The organism is Marinobacter denitrificans, assembly GCF_008795955.1.
GTDB classification, from domain to species: domain Bacteria; phylum Pseudomonadota; class Gammaproteobacteria; order Pseudomonadales; family Oleiphilaceae; genus Marinobacter; species Marinobacter denitrificans.
The window spans coordinates 312,249-333,920 of the sequence record NZ_VMHN01000002.1; the positions used below are offsets into that span (position 1 = coordinate 312,249).

Genomic DNA, 21,672 nt, shown 5'->3' on the forward strand with positions numbered 1-21,672 from the left:
GTTCCGGGAATTTGCGGCGCCCGGAGAAGACCAACTATCAGGGGGACAAGGATTGTCCGGAAGTTTTATGGCCAGGGTTGGCCTCGCGGGCTTCGCCTGCGGCGTTATCTTACTGTATAGCCTTGCGGTCTTACCACCTTTGCTCTGGCTGATTACCGCGATGGTAATCACGCTTTGCACCCTGAGGCTGGTTGGCTCACCAATGCTCCGCGGGCTGGCGATAATCGTTGCCGCCGGTCTCGCTGGTATGATCTGGGCGGGTTGGCAGGCCGACATCCGCCAACACGACACTCTTCCGGTCAGTCTGGAGGGGGAGGTGCTGGAGGTGTCCGGTTATCTCTGTGACGTACCCTCCTACGCCAGCTTCGGCAGCGTCCGTTTTGCTTTCTGTGTGAACGAATGGCACCTGCCGGCGGCTTTAAAAGCGCCTGGCTCGCCAGGGTTGCCTCGGAAAGTGCGTCTTGCCTGGTATGGCGAAACAGCAACAACTAGTGTCGCTCAGCAGTTGAGGCTGAAGGTGGTCCTCAAACGTCCTCATGGGTCCGTGAATCCCGTGGGCTTTCGCTACGAATCCTGGCTGTACCGAAAGGGATTCGGCGCAACCGGCACCATTCGCAGCCTGGCTCCGGACCGCAGTTTTGACTGTCAGCTCCAATGTCGCTACCACCGCTGGCGTAACCGCCTTGTCAGTGAGACCTCGGAACGGCTTGCGAACGCCCGGCATTTCCCGCTTATCACCTCGCTGATGATCGGCTACCGCGGGCACATGGAGCCCGGCCACTGGGAGGTCCTCAAAGCGACCGGCACTATTCATCTGGTGGCCATTTCAGGGTTGCACCTGGGTCTGGTGGCAGCCGGCGCTGGCTTCCTCTGCCGCCGATTATTGCTCTGGCTGCCTCAGCGCCATGTATCACCTCATAGATTGCGGGGGCTGGTGTTTTTCTGCGTGTCACTTGCCAGCCTCGCCTATGCGCTTGCGGCAGGGTTTTCTGTGCCCACCAGGCGGGCATTGATCATGGTCGTTATCGCTGGCTGGGTTTTGTTGGGGGCACGGAAGACGGGGGCTTCTACAGGGTTGCTCGGAGCACTGGTTCTCGTCTTGCTGAGTGATCCGTTCTCGCCGCTTGATCAGGGATTCTGGCTTTCATTCGGGGCGGTTTCCGTTCTGGTACTGCTGTTCAGCCTTCGTCTGCGCCAGGCAGGGTGGCTTTGTGGGTTATTGTTGGCCCAGCTGGCTGTGTTCGCCGCACTCTGGCCGATCCTGGAGGTTCTGGGTCAGTCCCAGGTAGTCATTGGCTTTGTGGCGAACCTCTTTGCGATTCCCTGGGTCTCGCTGGTGGTCATGCCGGTTCTCGTGCTCGGGGCGGTTGTCATGTTGGTTACCCCGTCGGGCGATGGCATTGTTGCAGGCGTTCTTGATCTGGTTTTTGCTGTGCTTTGGAAGGGGCTGTCATGGCTGGCGGAGGTCGACGTTACAATGCCTGCCCCGGGCGTGCCGACTCTTCTGTTGCTCGCCGCTGTGGTTATGCTGGCGTTGCTGCTGCCGTTCCGTGGTTTTCGCTTGGCGACGGTCTGCCTGGCGGGAATCTGGGTGGCAGTTGGTCTTGTCGCGGATTCGCGGTCTGGTGCAGGGAATACGCCGGTGGATTCTCCGGAACTCTGGGTGTGGGATGTTGGGCAGGGGTTGTCGGTGATGGTGCGGGATAAGGACCACGTACTTGTTTACGATACCGGGCCGGCGCTGGAAGGGGTTTACTCCGCAGTTGATTCAGTACTGATTCCCAACCTCCGGGAACTGGGGGTGAGCCGTATCGATACCCTGGTCATCAGTCATGGTGATGGCGACCATGCTGGCGGCTTGCCGCTGTTGTTCGACAGCTTCAATGTGCGGGAGGTGATTACCGGAGAGCCGGAGCGGATAAAGGGCATGCTTCCTGATGATCCAGGCGTGACAGTGAAATCCTGTGCTCCGCAGGATGCCCGGAGCATGGGCCACCTGGAACTTTCCTTCTGGCGCAGCGCCGGCGAGGGTGGCAGCCCAGGCGGGGTTGAGAGCAACGATGCGTCCTGCGTGCTGACCATCCGCTTCGGCTCCCCGGCCGTTGAAGTAGTTCTGCCGGGGGATATTACCCGGCGGGCAGAGCGCATGTTCACCGATGACCGCCGGCCGGGAGCAGCGGAATTCCGTGTGGTTCTGGCGCCTCATCATGGCAGTAAAACGTCATCGTCGGAACATTGGGTAAAGCAGATGGCGCCGGATCTTGTGGTGTTCAGCGCGGGTTACCGCCACCGTTTCGGGCACCCTCATCCGGATGTGGTGAGCCGGTATCTTTCTGCTGGCAGCCGCTTGCTGAATACCGCAACTTCCGGTGCTGTCCGCCTGGTGTGGCAGCAGGATGGAGTGTCGGTAACAGAGGCGAGGGCGCAAACACCGTTCTGGGTCAGAAAACCGGAAAGCCACTGATGTCCCGTATAAAAACCGTGACATTCCGGGTGTGGCCTCCGCCGGTAGCTATGCTAAAGTAGCGCGGCTTGCTAACAATCAGGGAGACCAAGCGTGTTCGAGCTTTTGAAAGCCGGTGGCATCCTCATGGTGCCGATTCTTGCCTGTTCCATTCTTGCACTTGCCATCATCCTTGAGCGTTTCTGGACTCTCAGGCCCTCCAGGGTGACGCCGCAGCACACCGTTAATGAGTTGTGGCGCTGGATCAAGAAAAAAGAGCTTAATGGCCGCAAGCTAAAGGCCTTGCAGGCCTCTTCTCCCATGGGCCGCATCCTGGCCGGCGGTCTGATGAACGCAAAACATGGTCGTGAGATCATGAAGGAAAGCATTGAACATGAGGCCAGCCAGGTCATCCATGATCTGGAGCGCTTCCTCAATCCGTTGGGCACGGTCGCGACCATCACACCGTTGCTGGGTCTGCTCGGCACGGTAATTGGCATGATCAAAGTGTTCGCTGAAATCCAGTTGGCCGGAGTTGGTGATGCCGGCAATCTCGCTGGCGGTATTTCCGAAGCCCTCATCACTACAGCCTCGGGCCTTAGCGTGGCCATTCCCGCACTGATCTGTCACCGCTATTTCATCCGTCGTGTTGATGAGCTGGTGGTGGGTATGGAGCAGGAAGCCATCAAGCTGGTTGAAGTAGTGCATGGTGACCGCGAAATCGACGTGGAAGGAGCCTGAACACCGTGAAGTTCAAGCGCCAGAGAAGTCAGGAAGTCGGGGTTGACCTGACGCCACTGATCGATGTGGTCTTCCTGCTGCTGATATTCTTTATGGTTTCTACTACGTTCACCCGTGAGAGCCATCTCAATATCGAACTGCCGGAAGCCAACGGTGAGCGGTCCGAATCGGAAGCCAGGTTGATTGACGTGGTGATCAATGCCGAAGGGCAGTACATTCTCAACGACCGTGCCCTGGTGAATAACCGAAGGGAAACCCTGGAGCGTGCTGTCAGCGAGCTTGCAGGCGATGATGCCTCGCTACCGTTCATCATTACCGCAGATGCCCGCACGCCCCATGAGTTCGTGGTCCGTGCCATGGACGTTGCCGGTCGCCTTGGTTTTGCCAAGCTCAGCATCACCACCGAGCGAGAGGCGGAACGGCAGTGAGCGCATCCACCTCACCAGCGGACACAGGCCGGGAGCCGGCATCAAACTGGGCAACCTACAAGCGTTTGCTGGCTTATGTAAAACCCTTCTGGCTGGCTTTTTCGCTTGCCGTAGTGGGCAACGTCATATACGCGGCGGCATCAACCGGCATGGCGGCAGCCATGGAATACGTCATCACCGCCCTGGAAAATCCTACAGACGAGAACCGTATACAGCTGACCTTGCTGATTGTAGGTGTGTTCGCCTTTCGCGGCGTGGGCACCTTCATGAGCCAGTACTTCATCAGCTATGTCGGGCGCCAGGTTATCAACGCGCTGCGTAAGCAGGTATTTGACCGCCTGCTGAACCTGCCTTCCCGCTATTTCGACGAGAATGCGTCGGGCCGCCTGGTATCCAAGCTCACCTTTAACGTGGAGCAGGTAGCCGAAGCCACTACCAATGCGGTGACCATCACTCTTCGTGAAGGGTTGACGATACTGGGCTTGCTGGGGTTCATGATCTACACCAATTGGAAGCTGACGCTCGTCTTCCTGGCGGTAGGGCCGTTGATTGCTCTTGTGGTGAGTTATGCCAGCAAGCGGTTTCGCAAGATCAGCAAGCGAATTCAGGGGTCAATGGGCGATATCACCCATGTGGCGTCGGAGTCTATCAGTGGCTACAGGGTTGTGCGCACCTTTGGCGGTGAACACTATGAGCGGGACCGGTTCCGTAAGGTGAGCGAAAAAAACCTGGAACAGAGCCTGAAAATGGCTTCTACTCAGGCTATCAGCATACCGGTCATCCAGGTGCTGGTTGCCATCGCCATCGCCTCACTGGTCTGGTTTATGCTGGCCCCGGAAATCCGTGGAAACATGAGCACGGGTGAGTTGGTCGCGTTTATCACCGCCGCCACCACCATGGCCAAGCCCATACGACAGGTAACCTCGGTGCATGCCAAGATTCAGCGAGGTGTGGCTGCAGCCCATGACGTTTTCGGTACTATGGACGAGGAGCCGGAGCATGACCCCGGCACCTATGCTCCGGAGCGTGTGGATGGCGACATCGAGTTCGACAACGTGTGTTTTCGCTACCGGGATCAGTTGGAGGATGTTCTCCAGGGCATCTCACTGAGCATTCCCGCAGGCCAGAGTGTCGCACTGGTTGGGCGCTCCGGCAGCGGAAAATCCACCATGGTCAGTCTGCTACCCAGGTTCTATGAATACACCGGCGGCGATATCCGGCTGGATGGCCACTCCCTGAAGGAATTCACTCTCGAAGCATTGCGGGCCCAGATTGCGCTGGTCACCCAGAACGTGGTGCTGTTCAACGATACCATCGCCGCCAATATTGCCTATGGCGCACTCCGCCATCACAGCCGTGAGCAGATCACCGATGCCGCCGCCAAGGCCCATGCACTGGAGTTTATCGAGCGCATGCCAGAGGGTCTGGATACCATGATCGGCGATAATGGTGTCATGCTCTCTGGTGGTCAGCGCCAACGCCTGGCGATTGCCCGGGCACTGCTGAAGGATGCGCCTGTTCTGATTCTCGACGAGGCCACCTCAGCCCTCGATACTGAATCTGAGCGTCACATTCAGGATGCTCTGGAAACCGTCATGAAAGGCAGGACAACCCTGGTCATTGCCCACCGCCTTTCCACCATCGAGAAGGCCGATCGCATTCTGGTGATGGATGGCGGCAGAATCGTAGAATCTGGCCGCCACGACGAACTGCTTGCCCAGGGTGGTGCCTACGCCCAGCTTCATCAGATGCAATTCAGCGAGCAGGCATGACCGCGCTGGTAGACCGGCTGTGGTATGGTGGAAAGCGCCCGCTGTGGCCCCTGTATCCACTGGTCTGGCTTTACCGGGCTGTTGCTGAAAGCCGGAGGCGACGGGCGTGGCAGGCTCGTGACGCAAGCATTCCGGTTCCGGTGGTGGTGGTGGGTAACATCACTGCTGGTGGTACCGGGAAGTCCCCTTTAACCGCGGCCCTGACAGGGCTACTGCAGGAGCAGGGGTGGCATCCGGTGATCCTCAGTCGGGGCTATGGTGGCAAGGCTGACCACTATCCGCTGATGGTTACCCCGGAGATCGGAGCCGATGTGGCGGGCGATGAACCGGTGATGCTGGCCGCGCAATCCGGTTGCCCGGTGGTCGTCGACCCGGACCGAAAACGCGGTGCCTTGTGGGCCCTTGATCAGAAGCTGGGGAACATCCTTGTATGTGATGACGGGCTCCAGCATTACCGGTTACCGAGAGACATCGAGCTGGCCGTATTCGACGCTGCCCGTGGCATCGGCAACGGGGCCCTGATCCCCGTAGGTCCCTTGCGAGAGCCACTGGAACGACTGGCTTCGGTCGATTTCGTCATAACCAATGGTGGCCGCCTGGACGAGATTGACCACGAACACCAGTTCACCATGACCCTGGCACCCACCGAGTTGCGTAACCTGGTTACCGGTGAAAGTTTCCCGCCCGAGCATCTTCACGGGCAACCGGTAAGGGCAGTTGCGGGTATAGGCAATCCGCAGCGATTTTTCGATACACTGGGGGGGCTGGGGGCGCAGGTCCGGCCCCTTGCCCTGCCGGATCATCACCGCTATACCCTCGAAGACCTGCGGGCAGAAGAAGGGGAGTGGCTGGTAATGACGGCGAAGGATGCGGTTAAATGCCGTGGGTTTGCGCCGGCCAACACCTGGGTGCTGGTTGTAGAAGCCGGGCTTTCTGAATCGTTCAGGGAAGCGTTCATGGCCAGCGTCAATCATTGTCGTCAATCACTGGATTCCAACGATACTGTGAGAATACACCATGGATAAGAAACTGATGGCCCTGCTGGCATGCCCGGTATGCAAAGGCGACCTCAAGCTCAACGAGGACAAGTCCGAACTGATCTGCTACCAGGATGCAATGGCCTTTCCGATTCGCGAAGGAATACCGGTCATGCTTGCCACCGAGGCCCGCACTCTGACCACCGATGAGCGTCTGGCCAAACGCTGACAGGAAGCCTGTATGTCCTATACCGTTGTGATCCCGGCCCGCTATGCTTCCACTCGCCTGCCGGGAAAGCCGCTGGCTGACATTGCTGGCAAGCCGATGATCGCGCATGTTTATGACCGTGCGTGCGAAAGCCACGCTACCCGCGTCATCATTGCCACTGATGACCCTCGCATTGAAACAGCCTGCCGGGCGTTCGGCGCAGAGGTGGTGATGACGTCTGCAGATCACGCCAGTGGTACCGACCGGCTTGAAGAAGTTGCCCGGCTGATGAACTTCGGACCTGGTGAGCGGGTGATCAACGTCCAGGGTGATGAACCACTGATACCTCCAGAGTTGATTGATCAGGTGGCGGCCAACCTGGAAGCGCACCCTGATGCCGCTATTGCGACCCTCTGTGAACGGATTTCAAAGGCAGACCAGGTGTTCAACCCCAATGTGGTGAAAGTAGTGTTTGATCACCGCGGCATGGCGCATTATTTCAGCCGTGCGCCCATCCCCTGGGCAAGGGATGCCTGGCAGGGACAAGGCGCCCAGAAGCAGATGCCGGAGGGCGTCGGGTACTATCGCCATATCGGTATTTATGGTTACCGCGTCAGCCTGCTGCAGAGTTTTGTTACCTGGCCACCAGCGCCTACGGAAGTCACGGAGTCCCTGGAGCAGCTGCGGGCTTTGTATAACGGCGCCCGCATTCACGTGGAAGAAGCCTGCCGGGTGCCACCGTCAGGTGTTGATACGCAGCAGGATCTGGAGCGTCTGCGGCAGATCATGGCAGCAAAGCAAAAGGAGGCCCCGAACCCATGACAGCACCGGTAAAAGTACTATTTGTCTGTCTCGGCAATATCTGCCGTTCCCCGAGTGCCGAGGGAGTTTTCCGTCAGGTGGTGCAACAGGCCGGACTTGATGACCGGATTACGATTGATTCCTGTGGCACCGGCAACTGGCATGTTGGCAAAGGCCCGGACAGCCGGGCCATCGCGGCAGCACGTAAGCGCGGTATTGATATTGCCCCTCTGCGGGCACGCCAGTTCGACAGTGAGGACCTGGACCGGTTCGACCATGTGCTGGTGATGGACCGACAGAACCTGGCGGATGTGCGGGACGTCTGGCGCCAGAATGGAGGCACTGAGCCGGTGCTTTTTCTGCAGTTTGGCAGTTCCGGATACGAGGAGGTGCCGGACCCCTATTATGGCGGTGAGCATGGTTTCGAGCACGTGCTGGACCTGATCAACGAAGCCAGTGAGGGACTTCTCCAGCATATACGGGAGCAGTTGGCTTGAATAGCGAGCCACGGATCAGGGAGAACGTTTTTCTCGGCGACCTGAACAGCCTGGGCATCGCCGCGAGGGCACGGTATTTTGTGTCAGTGGCGTCCGTTGAGGCTCTTCAGCAGGCTCTGGACTGGGCCTCCACGAAGTCGGTGGAGTTGCTGATCCTCGGCGGTGGGAGCAATCTGGTGTTTGCGGGAGATTACCCGGGCCTGGTCATACGCATCGCCATTTCCCGCCGCTGCTGGGAGCATGTTGAGGGTGATGAGGCTACGCTGGTGCTGGGCGCAGGTGAGAACTGGCATGAAAGTGTACTGTACGCCGCGTCCGTCGGTTACAGGGGCATTGAAAACCTGGCACTGATTCCCGGTACCGTTGGCGCGGCACCGGTTCAGAACATTGGGGCTTATGGTACCGAGCTGCGGGATACCCTGGTGGAAGTCAGTGCCCTGGACCGACATAACGGCCACGAAATTACCCTCACCAACAGCCTGTGCCATTTCAGCTACCGTGACAGTGTATTCAAGCACGAGCCTGGTCGCTACGTTATTACCACCGTTCGTCTGAGGTTGTCCCGTTCCCGGCCATTTTCTCTCGAATACCGAGACCTTGCGGAATATTTCGAAGGCCACGGCACCCAAGACCTGACGCCTCTGGATGTGGCCAGAGGCGTAATGGCGGTCAGGCGGCGCAAGCTGCCTGACCCCGCGCAATTGCCAAACGCCGGCAGTTTTTTCAAGAATCCGGTGGTGCCTCTGGAAACCTGGCATGCCCTACAGAAATCCTACCCGGACATTGCCGGCTATCCGGGCGATGACAGTGCCAAAGTGGCGGCGGCCTGGTTAATCGACAAGTGCGGCTGGAAGGGGTATCGCAATGGCAAGGTTGGGGTTCACAACCGGCAGGCGCTGGTACTGGTGAACCATTCCCATGGCAATGGCCAGGATGTGCTGGCACTGGCAGACAGGATTCGCAGTGATGTCCATGCGCGCTTTGGTATCGCGCTGGAAATGGAGCCGGGAGTGGTTGGCGGCTAGCCAGGATGAACCACTCCCGCTTTACAGAGGCCCTGGAACGAGCCCTCAGAGACCGTTACGGGGTGAAGCGCTGATCAGGAAGGGGAGCACTTCTGCCAACGGAACATCCTGCTTGTCTTCATCGCGGCGGCCCTTGTACTCCAGGGTTTCCGCAGCCAGGCCCCGCTCAGATACCACGAAGCGGTGAGGAATACCGATCAGCTCCATGTCCGCAAACTTCACACCGGGCCGCTCGTTGCGGTCATCCAGCAGAACATCAAAGCCTGCCTGACGAAGCTGTTCGTAAAGTTTTTCACCCGCATCCATTACTGCCGGTGACTTGTGGGCGTTCAACGTCACAATGGACACCTCGAACGGGGCAATAGCTTCCGGCCAGATGATGCCTTTGTCATCGTGGTTCTGTTCAATGGAAGCGGCCACAATCCGCGAAACACCAATTCCGTAGCATCCCATTTCCAGAATGGCGCTCTTGCCGTTTTCATCAAGCACTGTGGCGTTCATGGCCTTGCTGTACTTGTTGCCCAGCTTGAAAATATGGCCCACCTCGATGCCGCGGCGGATTTCCAGGGTGCCTTTGCCGTCGGGGCTGGGGTCGCCCTCCAGTACATTGCGAAGGTCTTCCACCCGCGCCAGGGGTACGTCGCGCTCCCAGTTTACGCCGGTCAGGTGGTAGCCCTCTTTGTTGGCACCACAGACAAAATCGGCCAGATGCGCTGCGCTGCGGTCGACAATCACCGGTACCGAAAGGTTCACAGGCCCGATAGAGCCGGCCTTGCACCCAATGGCCTTCTCGATCTCTTCGTCGGTCGCCATGGTCAGCGGCTCGGCAACTCCGTGCAGCTGCTCTGCCTTGATATCGTTGAGGGTATGATCGCCCCGCAGGACCAAGGCTACCAGGCTGCTGTTTCCTTCGTCGTCTTCTTCCGCCCTGACCATCAGTGTCTTGACCGTGGCGCTGGCGTCAACGTTCAGGAAACCGGCAACGGCTTCAATGGTGCGTTGTTCCGGGGTTGCCACTTCCTTCATTTCCTGGGAAGGGGCCGGCCGCTCGCCAGCGGGCGCGACGGCTTCGGCCTTCTCGATATTGGCAGCGTAGTCGCTGGCAGTACTGAAAACGATAGCGTCTTCGCCGGAAGAGGCGAGAACATGGAACTCATGGGAAGCGCTGCCGCCAATGGCTCCGGAGTCTGCTTCCACCGGGCGGTAATCCAGTCCCAGGCGATCAAAAATGGCGCAGTAGGTACGATGCATTACCTGATAGGTATCGTTCAGCGATTCTGCGTTCACATGGAAGGAGTAAGCGTCTTTCATGATGAACTCCCGGGCGCGCATTACGCCAAAACGTGGCCGTCGCTCATCACGGAACTTGGTCTGGATCTGATAGAAATTCGCCGGCAGTTCCTTGTAGCTGTTGAGTTCATTGCGGATCAGGTCGGTGATAACCTCTTCGTGGGTAGGCCCAAAGCAGAACTCACGGCCATGGCGATCATTCATCCGCAGCAACTCGCCACCGTACTGCTCCCAGCGGCCGGATTCCTGCCAGAGTTCGGCGGGCTGCACCGCAGGCATCAATACTTCCTGGGCGCCGCTCTTGTCCATTTCCTCCCGCACGATTCGTTCAACCTTGCGTAGTACCCTGAGCCCTATTGGCAGCCAGGAGTAAAGGCCGGCGGCCAGTTTGCGGATCATCCCCGCCCTGAGCATCATCTGATGGCTGATGATTTCGGCATCTGCAGGCGTTTCTTTCTGGGTGGCAATCAGGTAACGGCTTGCTCGCATGGTGTTATCCGTAAACAGTTGAAAAGGGATTCTTTATTAATTACGTGGTGGCCGCTATTGTACGGAGCGTTTACCACAAGGTACAGATGGACAAAGGGAGAGTAGTGAATGACCCTCACCGCGGCGGAAGTGGAAGCAGTCATACGCGCCGGAGTGCCCATGGCGGAAGATATCGGTTTTACTGTCGACGAGGCCGGAAACGAGGGCTATGCCCGCACCCGCCTGATTTTCTCGGAGCGGCTGATCCGCCCTGGGGGCACCCTGTCCGGCCCGGTCCAGATGGCCCTGGCGGATGCGTCGATGTATGCGGCCGTGATGGCCGCTCTCGGCAAGGTGGAAATGGCGGTAACCAGCAACCTGTCCATTAACTTTCTGCATAAGCCGGCGCCGGCCGATCTGATCGGCGAGGCCACCGTTCTGCGCATGGGGAGGCGGATTGCGTTCTGTGAAGTCCGACTGCTGTCCGGGGAAGGGAATGACCAGCAACTGGTCGCCCACGTTACTGGCAGCTATGCTTTACCCTATAACTGCGACTGAAGAAGGGATATGACCGAAGAATCGACCAATGTGACACCCCGCCGTCAGCCAGTGCAGGCGCGAAGCCGGGAGCGGGTTGAAAGCATCCTCAGGCATGCAGCGTCGATCTTTCATGAGGTCGGTGTTGATGCCACCAGCATGTCTGCTATTGCCCGTCAGTCCGGTATGTCACTGGCTTCTCTCTATCGTTACTTCCCCAACAAGACCGCCATTGTGAAGGCCATTGCCGAGGACCATGTGAGCAGGATGGAGTCAGCGTTGAGACACCGGCTCGAAACCCTGGATCTTATGGAAGCGGTGGATGTGCTGGTTGACCAGTTTTACGAATTCTATCGGACCGAGCCGGCGTACTCCGCGATCTGGAGTGGCGTGGAATCCATGCCGGAATTGAGAGAGCTGGATATCCGGGAGCTATACAGCCATGCCCGCGATATGGATGCCCGCCTCAAGAGGGAGTGCCCTCATGTTCCGGACGCGCGGCGCTGGACGGCGTGTCTGATGCTGCCACGCTCTGTCGGTACAGTCCTCCGTCTTGCGGCTACACTGCCGGAGCAACAGGCCCGCCTGATGGTCAGCGAACTCAAGAATATGGCGCGCGCCTATCTGGCTGAGCTGGTCCGGTAGCAGGTCAGGAAAGATACCCCAGGGGCAATGCCGTACTGTCAATCACCCGTCTCAGCACGAAACTTGAGTGCACGCCGCTGACGCCCTGAATGCGGGTGATGCGATTGAGCAGAAAGTGGTGATAGTGATCCATGTCCGGTACCACAACTTTCAGCATGTAGTCGGCATCCTGGCCTGTGATCAGATAGCATTCCTGTACTTCCGGGTACTCACCCACCTGCTTCTCGAAGGCATCGAAGCGCTCAGGCGTATGGCGGTCCATTCCGATCAGGATGATTGCGGTTAACGATAGCCCCAGCTTCTTATGGTCGAGAATCGTTACTTGCCGGACAATAACCCCGGCTTCCTCAAGTGCGCGAACCCGTCGCAGGCAAGGGGAAGGTGAAAGACCTACTTTGTCCGCCAGTTCCTGATTGGTCAGGGAACCGTCCTGCTGCAATTGTTCGAGAATATTACGGTCAATCCTGTCGATTTTAACGAGTGATTTTGCTGTGGTTGACATAAAATGCCGTTTCCGTTGCATAAAATAGAATAATATAGCTATTCTCTCGCTTCGATAGGCAAAAAAGCAATCATTTTCCCCAAATGCCGCGCTATCCTGTTTTACAGTCAATAGTTTCCAGTCTGAACAGCAAGGAATCACCCAAATGGCCTTTGATCACCGTAAATATGTTGCGTTCACACCGGTGGCGAAAACCGATCGTCGCTGGCCCGATAAAGTCATTACCCGCGCACCGCGCTTTTGTGCCGTGGACCTTCGGGATGGCAATCAGGCGCTGGTGAAGCCCATGTCGGTGGCCCAGAAGCAGCGGATGTTCGAGTTACTGGTGAAGCTGGGATTCAAGGAAATCGAAATCGGCTTTCCAGCCGCAAGCCAGCCGGATTTCGACTTTTGCCGCAAGCTTATCGAAGAGGACAGGATTCCCGACGACGTCCACATTCAGGTACTGACCCAGGCCCGGCCAGAGCTGATTGAGCGCACCTACGAGGCCATGAAGGGCGCTCGCAAGGCCATCGTGCACGTATATAACTCAACGTCCACGGTCCAGCGCGAGCAGGTGTTTGGCATGGATCGGGCCGGTGTCAGGGATATAGCCGTGAACGGGGCCCGTTTGGTCAAGGCTCACGCTGAACAATACCCGGATACCGAGTGGACCTTCCAGTATTCACCGGAGAGCTTTACAGGCACCGAGCTGGACTACGCCGCAGAAGTGATTGATGCAGTCAATGATGTGTGGCGTCCCGACCAGGGCCAGCCGGTAGTGATCAACCTGCCAGCCACCGTGGAAATGGCCACGCCGAACGTGTTCGCCGACCAGATCGAGTGGATTTGCGACCATATCCGCTACCGTGAGCACATCAGCATCAGTGTTCACACTCACAACGATCGTGGCTGCGGTGTGGCTGCCGCCGAACTGGCCGTCATGGCCGGGGCTGATCGGGTGGAGGGCACTTTGATGGGCAACGGTGAGCGCACTGGCAATATGGACCTGGTGACCATGGCCATGAACCTCTATTCACAAGGTGTGGACCCAACCGTAGACCTTTCGTGCATGGCAGAAATTACCGACGTGGTGGAAGCCTGTACCGAAATATCCACCCATCCACGACACCCCTATGCAGGTGAACTTGTGTTCACCGCTTTTTCTGGCAGTCACCAAGATGCGATCCGCAAGTGCCTGAGCAAGCGCAAGGACGGAGAGACCTGGCATGTGGCTTACCTGCCAATTGATCCGCGGGATCTCGGTCGCCGCTATGAAGAGGTAGTCCGCATCAACAGCCAGTCCGGCAAAGGTGGTGTTGCCTATGTTCTCGAGAGAGACTACAACATCAGCCTGCCACGCTGGCTGCAGATCGAATTCAGCAAGCTGGTGCAGCACGAGGCGGAAACCAACGGCGGGGAAATCGACTCGCTGACCATTCACTGGCTGTTCGAAGAGCGGTACCTGAAGGTGATCGAAGCCTGGGAGCTGAGGTCCTACGACCTCCACCGGGATGACGAAGGCGTTACCGCCACCGTCAGTATTGGCACGGCGGAGGATCCCGTCACCCTTAAGGGGCACGGGCTTGGTGCGGTGGAGGCGGTTTCAGCGGCGCTTGAGGCAGAATATGGTGTGTCGCTGGCGGTCGAGGCCTACGATGAATTTGCACTGGGCGAAGGCACCAACGCCAATGCGCTGGCGTGCATCCGGGTGACCGTTAACGGCCAGCACTGCAGCGCGGCGGCCCTGGCGGAGGACACCACGTCTGCTACGCTCCAGGCTCTGTTTTCGGCAGTTGCCCAGATGGTGGGTGCGGATCGCAAGCACAGGGTTGGCAATGAAGAGGCGTTGGAAGAAGGGGCCTGAAAAAGAAAAAGCCGGCGTTGGCCGGCTTTTTCATATTCCCTGTGCCCGTGAGGGGCATAGGGCGGGGTCGCGTAAACCTCAGACCGGGGTTACGTTTTCCGCCTGGGGGCCTTTCGGTCCCTGTGTAACGGTAAACTGCACCTGCTGGCCTTCGGTCAGGGTGCGGAATCCGCTGGAGTTAATTGCACTGTAGTGGACGAATACGTCGCTGCCACCGTCCTGGGCGATGAAGCCAAAGCCCTTTGACTCGTTAAACCACTTCACGTGGCCTGTTTTTGTATCATCTGACATTGATCTTTCCTGTATTTCCGAGATTTTTGCCCTCACGGGACCGTCGGCACTCTTGTCGGGTCCCCTGTTGGGTTACCGCGCCGGATTACCGATGCTGCAAAAATCCAGAAAGTACTGAGGAAAGGGGCAACGAAGAGCACTTCGGCAGGACGTTGAAACGCATTCACAAAATACCGCTGTATTTTCACAGCATTTTCAGTATAGACCGAGCTGGGAGTCCGTCAACGCTTTTTTTAATACTTTATTCAAGTTTTTTAAGCCGCAAAAACAACAAGTTGTAATAAGCTTGTCACCAAACCGAAGCTTTGCCAGTTGACAGGCTCCGGTTGGTGACAATGCGTGGCGATCGCGGGTTGTTTCAGTGTTTGAATTGCTGGCTGATTTCTTCCAGTATCGCCGGATCATCAATGGTGCTGGGCACAGCGTATTCCTCACCATCTGCAATCTGGCGGATGACCCGGCGCAGAATCTTGCCAGACCGCGTTTTTGGCAACCGGTCCACCACCAGAGCCCTGCGGAAGCAGGCTATGGCACCAATCTTCTCACGAACCATCTCGATCAGTTCGTCTTCAAGCTCGTCATGATCGATGGTTGCTCCGTCCTTGATCAGTACCAGGCCAATCGGAATCTGACCTTTCATTTCATCGTGGGCGCCTACCACACAGCATTCGGCAATCGCGGGGTGTGAGGCAACAACTTCTTCCATTTCGCCGGTTGAAAGCCGGTGCCCGGCCACATTGATGACATCGTCGGTCCGCCCCATGACAAACACATAGCCGTCGTCATCGATATAGCCACCATCTCCGGAACTGTAGAAGCCCTGGATGGGGTCCAGATAGGTCTTGCGGAAGCGGGCGTCATCGCCCCACACGGTGGTCATGCAACCCGGTGGCAAGGGCAACCTGACAGCAATCTGGCCCTGCTCGCCAGCGGGAACCTGGCTGCCCTCCATATCCACCACCTGCACGTTGTAGCCGGGTGAGGGTACCGTGGCAGACCCCGGTTTTGTCTGCATCATTTCGATGCCCACCGGATTGCAACAGATGGCCCAGCCGGTCTCGGTCTGCCACCAGTGGTCAAGGATTGGCAGGCGGGTGTGTTCCTTGAGCCATTCGTAAGTAGGAGGGTCCAGTCGTTCCCCGGCCAGGAAGATACGTTTCAGTGAGCTGATGTCGTATCGCGACAGCTGATCGGCTTCGGGGTCTTCCTTTCGAACCGCGCGGAACGCCGTAGGCGCTGTAAACAGCAGTTTGACGCCGTGGTCCTGGACAACACGCCAGAACGCGCCGGCGTCCGGTGTTTTGACCGGCTTGCCTTCGTAAAGGATGGTTGTGCACCCGGCGAACAGGGGCGCGTAAACAATGTAGCTGTGACCAACCACCCAGCCTACATCCGAGGCCGCCCAGTAAACGTCGCCAGGGCTGGCGTCGTAAACCAGTTGCATACTGTAGCGCAGCGCCACTGCGTGGCCACCGTTATCCCGGACAACGCCTTTGGGCTTACCGGTGGTGCCGGAAGTGTAGAGGATATACAGCGGGTCGGTGGCTTTTACCGGTACCGGGTCGACGGGGTTGGCCTGGGCCATGAGCTCGCTCCAGTCAAAATCCCGGCCGTTCGTGAGTTCAGCTCGCACCTGTGGCCGCTGGAAAACAATGCAGCATTCCGGTTTATGGTCTGCCTGCTCTATCGCCTTGTCCACCAGCGGTTTGTACTCAATAACCTTCTTCACTTCGATACCGCAAGAGGCAGTAATGAGAGCCTTGGGTGTGGCATCGTTGATACGAACCGCCAGTTCGTGTGCGGCAAAGCCTCCAAAAACCACCGAATGGATGGCGCCAATGCGCGCACAGCCAAGCATGGCAATCACGGCTTCCGGCACCATGGGCATGTAGATGATTACCCGGTCACCCTTGGTAATACCCCGATCCTGAAGCACACCGGCAAAGGTGGCCACGGCACGGGTAAGTTCATTATAGGTGTAGGACTGGGTGGTGCCGGTAACGGGGGAGTCGTAAATCAGAGCTTTCTGCTCACCGCGACCGGCACGGATGTTGGCGTCAAGAGCAACATCCGAGGTGTTCAGGACACCGTCCGGGAACCACTGGCCATGTCCGTTATCGGTTGGTGTCCAGATGGTCTTGGGCGGTTCAATCCAGTCAATGGCAGACGCTTTCTCGCGCCAGAATTCCTCAGGCCGGTCGATGGATTGCCTGAATTCGGAGTGGTAGTCCATAACATCCACCTCGTAGAGTTGTTGTTGTGTGGGGCGTTTCTCACAACTGTAAGCGGTTTGAGGTGCAGGACTACTAGACCATAGGCTAACTTTCTGTCTTTTTTGCGATTATTGGTCGCCGGAATTGACTGAAATCACGTTTGCTTCGAGCTGCCCGCTGGCAACCCGGGCAGTTATTTTTTCACCCGGCCTGACCCGGTCGGCATGACGGACAATGTCACCGTTCTGCTGCTGGACGATCGCGTAGCCCCGGCCAAGGGTGGCCAGCGGGCTGACGACGTGGAGTGTCTGGCCCATGTGCTCCAGGCGCTCGCGCCGACGCAGGATGGTTTCCTTTGCCGCCCGGACCAGTCGGTCAACAAGCTGGCTGACACTGGCCTGGCTGTCGCTGAGCCGCCTGGCTGGGGACTGCATTGCCAGGCGTTGCCCAAGATGGGCGGCTCTGACCCTGTCGCGTTCAACCCGTTGTGTGATGGCCGTGTGAAGCCGCAGGTCCAGTTCGTCCATGCGCTGGGCTTTTTCCATCAGTTCCCGGCGTGGATCACGCAGCCGGGCGGAGAGGTGCTCCAGCCGGGTCTCCATGCGCTTGAGGGCACGGCTGGCGGCCCCGGCCAGTCGCAGTTCGCGCTCCCGGAGCTGGCGCAGCCAGTCGTTCTGATCCGGGGAAACTTTTTCGGCGGCGGCCGATGGCGTGGGCGCGCGCAGATCGGCCACGAAATCGGCAATCGTGATATCCACTTCGTGACCGACCGCGCTGACGGTTGGCAGCGGGCATTGCGCTATTGCCCGCGCCACGGCTTCTTCATTAAAACACCAGAGATCTTCCAGGGAGCCACCCCCACGGCCGATAATCAGAACGTCGGCAACGCCGTGGCGGGCAGCCCGGTCTATGGCGCGAACGATGTCGGCAGTGGCAGCCTTGCCCTGAACCGCCGTAGGGTAGAGGGTGACCGGTATGGCGGGGCACCGCCTCGCGAGCACGGTGAGAATGTCGTGGATAGCCGCGCCGGTGGGCGAGGTGACCACTCCTATATGCCGAGGCGTTGTCGGCAGAGGTTTCTTGCGGTCCGCATCAAACAACCCTTCCTGTTGCAGTTTCCGTTTCAGTTCCTCGAAAGCCTGTTGCAGTGCCCCCAGGCCGGCCGGTTCGATGTGCTCGACAATAATCTGGAAGTCGCCCCGGTTCTCATAGAGCGTGACCTTGCCGCGGATACGCACCTGTTCGCCTTCTTTCGGGACCTCCTTAACACGTTGATTGAAGCCCCGGAACATGGCGCAGCGGATCTGGCACTTGCGGTCCTTGAGGGAAAAATACCAGTGGCCGGAGGAAGGGCGGGAAAGGCCCGACAGCTCCCCTTCAACCCAGACCTGCATGAAACTGGCCTCAAGCAGATGGCGAGCCTGGTGATTCAGTTCGCTGACACTCAGTGCCCGTGGCCGGGAATCCTGAAAACCGCTGTCCAAGGGAGGCGCTCCGTGTTGATGCATACGCACAAGCCGAAAATGGAGGGTAAAAATAACGAAAATTCAAAAAGATGCAACCCGGCGGTCAAACAACGCTGGTTTACTGTCAACCACGGCCCATTTATAATAGGTCGATTAAGGATTTTGCTTTGTTACATCCCCTCGGGTGTGGCGCCGCAATCCTCCAATCTAGCATGTTCAAAAGGCGGATCCCAATGCTGCGAATTGCCGAAGAAGCCCTCACCTTTGACGATGTACTGCTCGTTCCAGGACGTTCAGAGGTCCTTCCTCATCAGGTCAACCTGCAGACGCAATTGACCAAAGGTATCAAGCTTAATATTCCTCTGGTGTCGGCGGCCATGGATACCGTTACCGAAGCGGATCTGGCTATCTCAATGGCCCAGGAGGGCGGCATCGGCATCATGCACAAGAGCATGTCGGTAGAGCAGCAGGCCGCAGCGGTCCGTAAGGTAAAGAAATTCGAAAGCGGGGTGGTGAAGGATCCGATCACCGTAACACCGGAGACCACCGTTCGCGAGCTGGTCGACATTACCATGGCGAACAATATTTCCGGACTCCCGGTAGTGGATGGCCGTGATCTGGTGGGTATCGTGACCGGTCGTGACATCCGGTTTGAAAGCCGCCTGGATACACCGGTTTCCGAGATTATGACCGGAAAGGACAAGCTGGTAACCGTCAAGGAAGGGGCAGACCTGGAAGACGTCAAGGAGCTGCTCCACCGCCACCGCATTGAAAAGGTGCTGGTGGTCAACGAGGAGTTCGAGTTAAGAGGCCTGATCACCGTAAAGGACATCCAGAAAGCCAAGGATTACCCGCTGGCGTGTAAAGATGATCAAGGCCGTCTCCGTGCTGGCGCAGCGGTAGGAACCGGTGCTGATACTGATGCCAGGGTTGCGGCACTGGTTGAGGCCGGGGTTGACGTGATTGTGGTGGATACTGCTCACGGCCATTCCAAAGGGGTGCTTGACCGGGTTCGGTGGATCAAAGACAACTACCCGGAAGTGCAGGTGATTGGTGGCAACATTGCCACCTCCCAGGCGGCTATTGACCTGGCGGATGCCGGTGCTGATGCCGTCAAGGTGGGTATTGGTCCCGGCTCCATCTGCACTACCCGTATTGTTGCCGGTATCGGTGTTCCCCAGATCACCGCCGTATCCAACGTGGCGGCGGCACTGAAAGACCGTGGCATACCGGTGATTGCTGACGGCGGTGTCCGTTTCTCCGGTGATATTTCCAAGGCCATTGCAGCCGGAGCCTACAGCGTAATGATTGGTAGCCTGCTGGCCGGGACTGACGAAGCCCCGGGAGAAGTTGAGCTTTACCAGGGCCGCAGCTACAAGGCCTACCGGGGTATGGGGTCGATCGGCGCCATGGGGCAGGGCTCCAGTGACCGGTACTTCCAGGATGCCAGCAAGGGTATTGAGAAACTGGTGCCTGAGGGCATTGAAGGCCGAGTGGCCTGCAAGGGGCCAATGCGGAACATTGTCCATCAGCTTATGGGTGGCCTTCGGGCATCCATGGGGTATACGGGGTGCGCCACCATGGAACAAATGCGTACCAAGCCCGAATTTGTTCGCATAACAAACGCGGGCATGCGCGAGAGCCACGTCCACGACGTGACGATCACCAAGGAAGCTCCCAACTACCGTATCGGCTGATTATTGTCGTTCCAGGCGCGGCCAAGGGTATGAGCCGCGCTTTTTCTTTCTGATCCGAGGATTTCATGGCCCACAACATCCACGACCACCGTATTCTGATTCTCGATTTTGGCTCCCAGTACACCCAGCTCATCGCACGCCGCGTTCGGGAGATCGGTGTCTATTGTGAGATCAAGGCCTTCGATATTACCGATCCGGAGCTCAGCGATTTCAACCCCAAAGGCATCATTCTGGCTGGTGGTCCGGAATCTGTCACCAAGCTGGGTGGCCCCCGGGCGCCCAAAGGGCTGTTCGAGAAAGGCATCCCGGTACTTGGTATCTGTTACGGCATGCAAACCATGGCCGAGCAGCTGGGGGGCCGGGTGGCCAGTTCCGAGAAACGGGAGTTCGGGTATGCCCAGGTCAAGGTGCGAGCGAAGGGGCCTTTGCTTCAGGATATTACTGATCACCTGACGGCCACCGGTGATTCCCTGCTGGACGTCTGGATGAGTCACGGTGACAAGGTTGTGGTCATGCCTGAGGGCTTCGAGTTGCTGGCATCCACCGAAAGTGCGCCGATTGCTGCCATGCAGGATCTCAGCCGTAATCTATATGGTGTGCAGTTTCACCCGGAAGTGACCCATACCCTGCAGGGCAAGCGCATTCTGGAACACTTTGTACTCAATGTTTGCCAGTGTGAGGCGCTGTGGACACCAGCCAAGATCGTGGATGATGCTGTCCAGCAGATTCGCAATCAGGTAGGCGAAGACAAGGTACTGCTCGGACTTTCTGGTGGTGTTGACTCCTCTGTTACCGCAGCGCTGCTGCACAAAGCCATTGGCGATCAGTTAACCTGCGTGTTCGTGGACAATGGGCTGCTGCGCCTGCACGAAGGCGACCAGGTAATGGACATGTTCGCCAGCAACATGGGCGTCAAGGTTATCCGCGTGGATGCGGAAGACCTGTTCCTGTCCAAGCTCAAGGGTGTTGATGACCCCGAGAAAAAGCGCAAGATCATTGGCAATACCTTTATCGACGTGTTCGACGAAGAAGCTGCCAATATCCGGGATGTGAACTGGTTGGCCCAGGGGACCATCTACCCGGACGTGATCGAATCCGCCGCCTCCAAGACCGGTAAGGCCCATGTCATCAAATCCCACCATAATGTGGGCGGTCTGCCGGAAACCATGAAAATGAAGCTGGTGGAGCCATTGCGGGAGCTTTTCAAGGATGAAGTGCGTCGCATCGGCCTTGAACTGGGCCTGCCTTATGACATGGTTTATCGCCACCCCTTCCCGGGGCCGGGCCTGGGTGTACGGATTCTGGGCGAGGTAAAGAAAGAGTATGCCGAAATCCTCCGTCGGGCCGACGCCATCTTCCTGGAGGAGCTGCATCGTGCCGACTTCTACCACAAGACCAGCCAGGCTTTCGCGGTTTTCCTGCCGGTGAAGTCTGTCGGTGTTGTTGGCGATGCGCGCCGTTACGAGTACGTGATTGCGTTGCGGGCGGTAGAAACTATTGATTTCATGACAGCGCGGTGGGCACATCTGCCTTACGAGTTGCTGGAAACAGTGTCGAACCGCATCATCAACGAAATCGAAGGCGTATCCCGGGTAACCTACGATGTCTCTTCCAAGCCACCTGCCACTATTGAGTGGGAATAGCAGCGCATGTGGCACTGACCGCAATGGACAACTACACTTGAGCGTGACCGAATAAACCACGAAGGCTGAAGTATCGCAAGCACTGGGACCTGTATTTTCGGTAAATACCGGCAATATGGCCAGGGCTGCCCTGACCAATCAAAGGGTTAACAGGGAGCGATAACCATCAAAGCGTTCAGGTT

The 21,672-nt window shown here is 57.9% G+C and carries 18 protein-coding genes and 1 pseudogene; 14 read left to right on the forward strand and 5 right to left on the reverse strand.

Going from position 1 to position 21,672, the window contains the following annotated elements:
• Nucleotides 1–67 precede the first annotated feature (67 nt).
• The 9 genes from FO268_RS09405 (at nucleotide 68) to murB (ending at nucleotide 8,892) form a co-directional block, all read left to right on the forward strand.
• A complete protein-coding gene (locus FO268_RS09405) occupies nucleotides 68–2,464 on the forward strand; it encodes a DNA internalization-related competence protein ComEC/Rec2 (RefSeq protein ID WP_150992283.1) in 2,397 nt (798 codons plus the stop codon).
• Nucleotides 2,465–2,557: 93 nt separating this feature from the next.
• Nucleotides 2,558–3,184 (forward strand): MotA/TolQ/ExbB proton channel family protein, encoded by a 627-nt coding sequence (locus FO268_RS09410; RefSeq protein WP_150992285.1) that lies wholly within the window; start codon nucleotides 2,558–2,560, stop codon nucleotides 3,182–3,184.
• A 5-nt stretch (nucleotides 3,185–3,189) separates the two neighbouring features.
• The gene (locus FO268_RS09415; RefSeq protein WP_150992287.1) at nucleotides 3,190–3,612 is read left to right on the forward strand and encodes an ExbD/TolR family protein; all 423 of its coding nucleotides are present in this window, start codon (nucleotides 3,190–3,192) and stop codon (nucleotides 3,610–3,612) included.
• On the forward strand, nucleotides 3,609–5,384 hold the full coding sequence (msbA, locus tag FO268_RS09420; RefSeq protein ID WP_150992289.1) for a lipid A export permease/ATP-binding protein MsbA: 1,776 nt from the start codon (nucleotides 3,609–3,611) through the stop codon (nucleotides 5,382–5,384). The genes FO268_RS09415 and msbA overlap by 4 nt, the downstream gene beginning before the upstream one ends.
• Nucleotides 5,381–6,409: a tetraacyldisaccharide 4'-kinase gene (gene lpxK, locus FO268_RS09425; RefSeq protein ID WP_150992291.1), complete on the forward strand. Its 1,029-nt coding sequence runs from the start codon at nucleotides 5,381–5,383 to the stop codon at nucleotides 6,407–6,409. Before msbA ends, lpxK begins: the two co-directional genes overlap by 4 nt.
• Nucleotides 6,402–6,590, forward strand: coding sequence for a Trm112 family protein (locus tag FO268_RS09430; protein WP_150992293.1), 189 nt, complete (start codon nucleotides 6,402–6,404; stop codon nucleotides 6,588–6,590). Before lpxK ends, FO268_RS09430 begins: the two co-directional genes overlap by 8 nt.
• Nucleotides 6,591–6,602: 12 nt before the next feature.
• Nucleotides 6,603–7,391: a 3-deoxy-manno-octulosonate cytidylyltransferase gene (kdsB, locus tag FO268_RS09435; protein ID WP_150992295.1), complete on the forward strand. Its 789-nt coding sequence runs from the start codon at nucleotides 6,603–6,605 to the stop codon at nucleotides 7,389–7,391.
• Entirely contained in the window at nucleotides 7,388–7,867 is a 480-nt protein-coding gene (locus FO268_RS09440; protein WP_150992297.1) for a low molecular weight protein-tyrosine-phosphatase, read from the forward strand. The genes kdsB and FO268_RS09440 overlap by 4 nt, the downstream gene beginning before the upstream one ends.
• Entirely contained in the window at nucleotides 7,864–8,892 is a 1,029-nt protein-coding gene (gene murB, locus FO268_RS09445; RefSeq protein WP_150992299.1) for a UDP-N-acetylmuramate dehydrogenase, read from the forward strand. The genes FO268_RS09440 and murB overlap by 4 nt, the downstream gene beginning before the upstream one ends.
• Nucleotides 8,893–8,937: 45 nt before the next feature.
• Here the strand turns inward: murB and FO268_RS09450 are convergent, their stop codons facing one another.
• Nucleotides 8,938–10,671 carry a proline--tRNA ligase gene (locus FO268_RS09450; protein WP_150992301.1) on the reverse strand — a complete coding sequence of 578 codons (1,734 nt, stop codon included), beginning with the start codon at nucleotides 10,669–10,671 and terminating at the stop codon, nucleotides 8,938–8,940.
• A gap of 108 nt (nucleotides 10,672–10,779) precedes the next feature.
• Here FO268_RS09450 and FO268_RS09455 point away from each other — a divergent pair, with 108 nt between their 5' ends.
• Complete coding sequence (locus FO268_RS09455; RefSeq protein ID WP_150992303.1) at nucleotides 10,780–11,208, forward strand: PaaI family thioesterase; 429 nt, start codon at nucleotides 10,780–10,782, stop codon at nucleotides 11,206–11,208.
• Nucleotides 11,209–11,217: 9 nt separating this feature from the next.
• Nucleotides 11,218–11,832: a TetR/AcrR family transcriptional regulator gene (locus FO268_RS09460; protein WP_150992305.1), complete on the forward strand. Its 615-nt coding sequence runs from the start codon at nucleotides 11,218–11,220 to the stop codon at nucleotides 11,830–11,832.
• Nucleotides 11,833–11,836: 4 nt separating this feature from the next.
• Here FO268_RS09460 and FO268_RS09465 read toward each other — a convergent pair whose 3' ends face one another.
• Nucleotides 11,837–12,334, reverse strand: coding sequence for an Lrp/AsnC family transcriptional regulator (locus FO268_RS09465; protein ID WP_150992307.1), 498 nt, complete (start codon nucleotides 12,332–12,334; stop codon nucleotides 11,837–11,839).
• 145 nt (nucleotides 12,335–12,479) lie between these two features.
• Here FO268_RS09465 and leuA point away from each other — a divergent pair, with 145 nt between their 5' ends.
• On the forward strand, nucleotides 12,480–14,180 hold the full coding sequence (gene leuA / locus FO268_RS09470) for a 2-isopropylmalate synthase (protein WP_150992309.1): 1,701 nt from the start codon (nucleotides 12,480–12,482) through the stop codon (nucleotides 14,178–14,180).
• A 78-nt stretch (nucleotides 14,181–14,258) separates the two neighbouring features.
• Here leuA and FO268_RS09475 read toward each other — a convergent pair whose 3' ends face one another.
• The 3 genes and pseudogenes from FO268_RS09475 to xseA all read right to left on the reverse strand — a co-directional run bounded on the left by FO268_RS09475 (nucleotide 14,259) and on the right by xseA (nucleotide 18,192).
• Nucleotides 14,259–14,471, reverse strand: coding sequence for a cold-shock protein (locus FO268_RS09475; protein ID WP_137434736.1), 213 nt, complete (start codon nucleotides 14,469–14,471; stop codon nucleotides 14,259–14,261).
• A 358-nt stretch (nucleotides 14,472–14,829) separates the two neighbouring features.
• Nucleotides 14,830–16,719, reverse strand: a pseudogene (locus tag FO268_RS09480) (propionyl-CoA synthetase); the annotation flags it as partial.
• A 93-nt stretch (nucleotides 16,720–16,812) separates the two neighbouring features.
• Nucleotides 16,813–18,192 (reverse strand): exodeoxyribonuclease VII large subunit, encoded by a 1,380-nt coding sequence (xseA, locus tag FO268_RS09485; RefSeq protein ID WP_150992313.1) that lies wholly within the window; start codon nucleotides 18,190–18,192, stop codon nucleotides 16,813–16,815.
• Between the two features lie 191 nt (nucleotides 18,193–18,383).
• On the opposite strand from xseA, the gene guaB reads away from it, so the two are divergent.
• Nucleotides 18,384–19,847 (forward strand): IMP dehydrogenase, encoded by a 1,464-nt coding sequence (guaB, locus tag FO268_RS09490; RefSeq protein ID WP_150992315.1) that lies wholly within the window; start codon nucleotides 18,384–18,386, stop codon nucleotides 19,845–19,847.
• A gap of 65 nt (nucleotides 19,848–19,912) precedes the next feature.
• Nucleotides 19,913–21,490 (forward strand): glutamine-hydrolyzing GMP synthase, encoded by a 1,578-nt coding sequence (guaA, locus tag FO268_RS09495; protein WP_150992317.1) that lies wholly within the window; start codon nucleotides 19,913–19,915, stop codon nucleotides 21,488–21,490.
• Nucleotides 21,491–21,672: the final 182 nt, after the last annotated feature.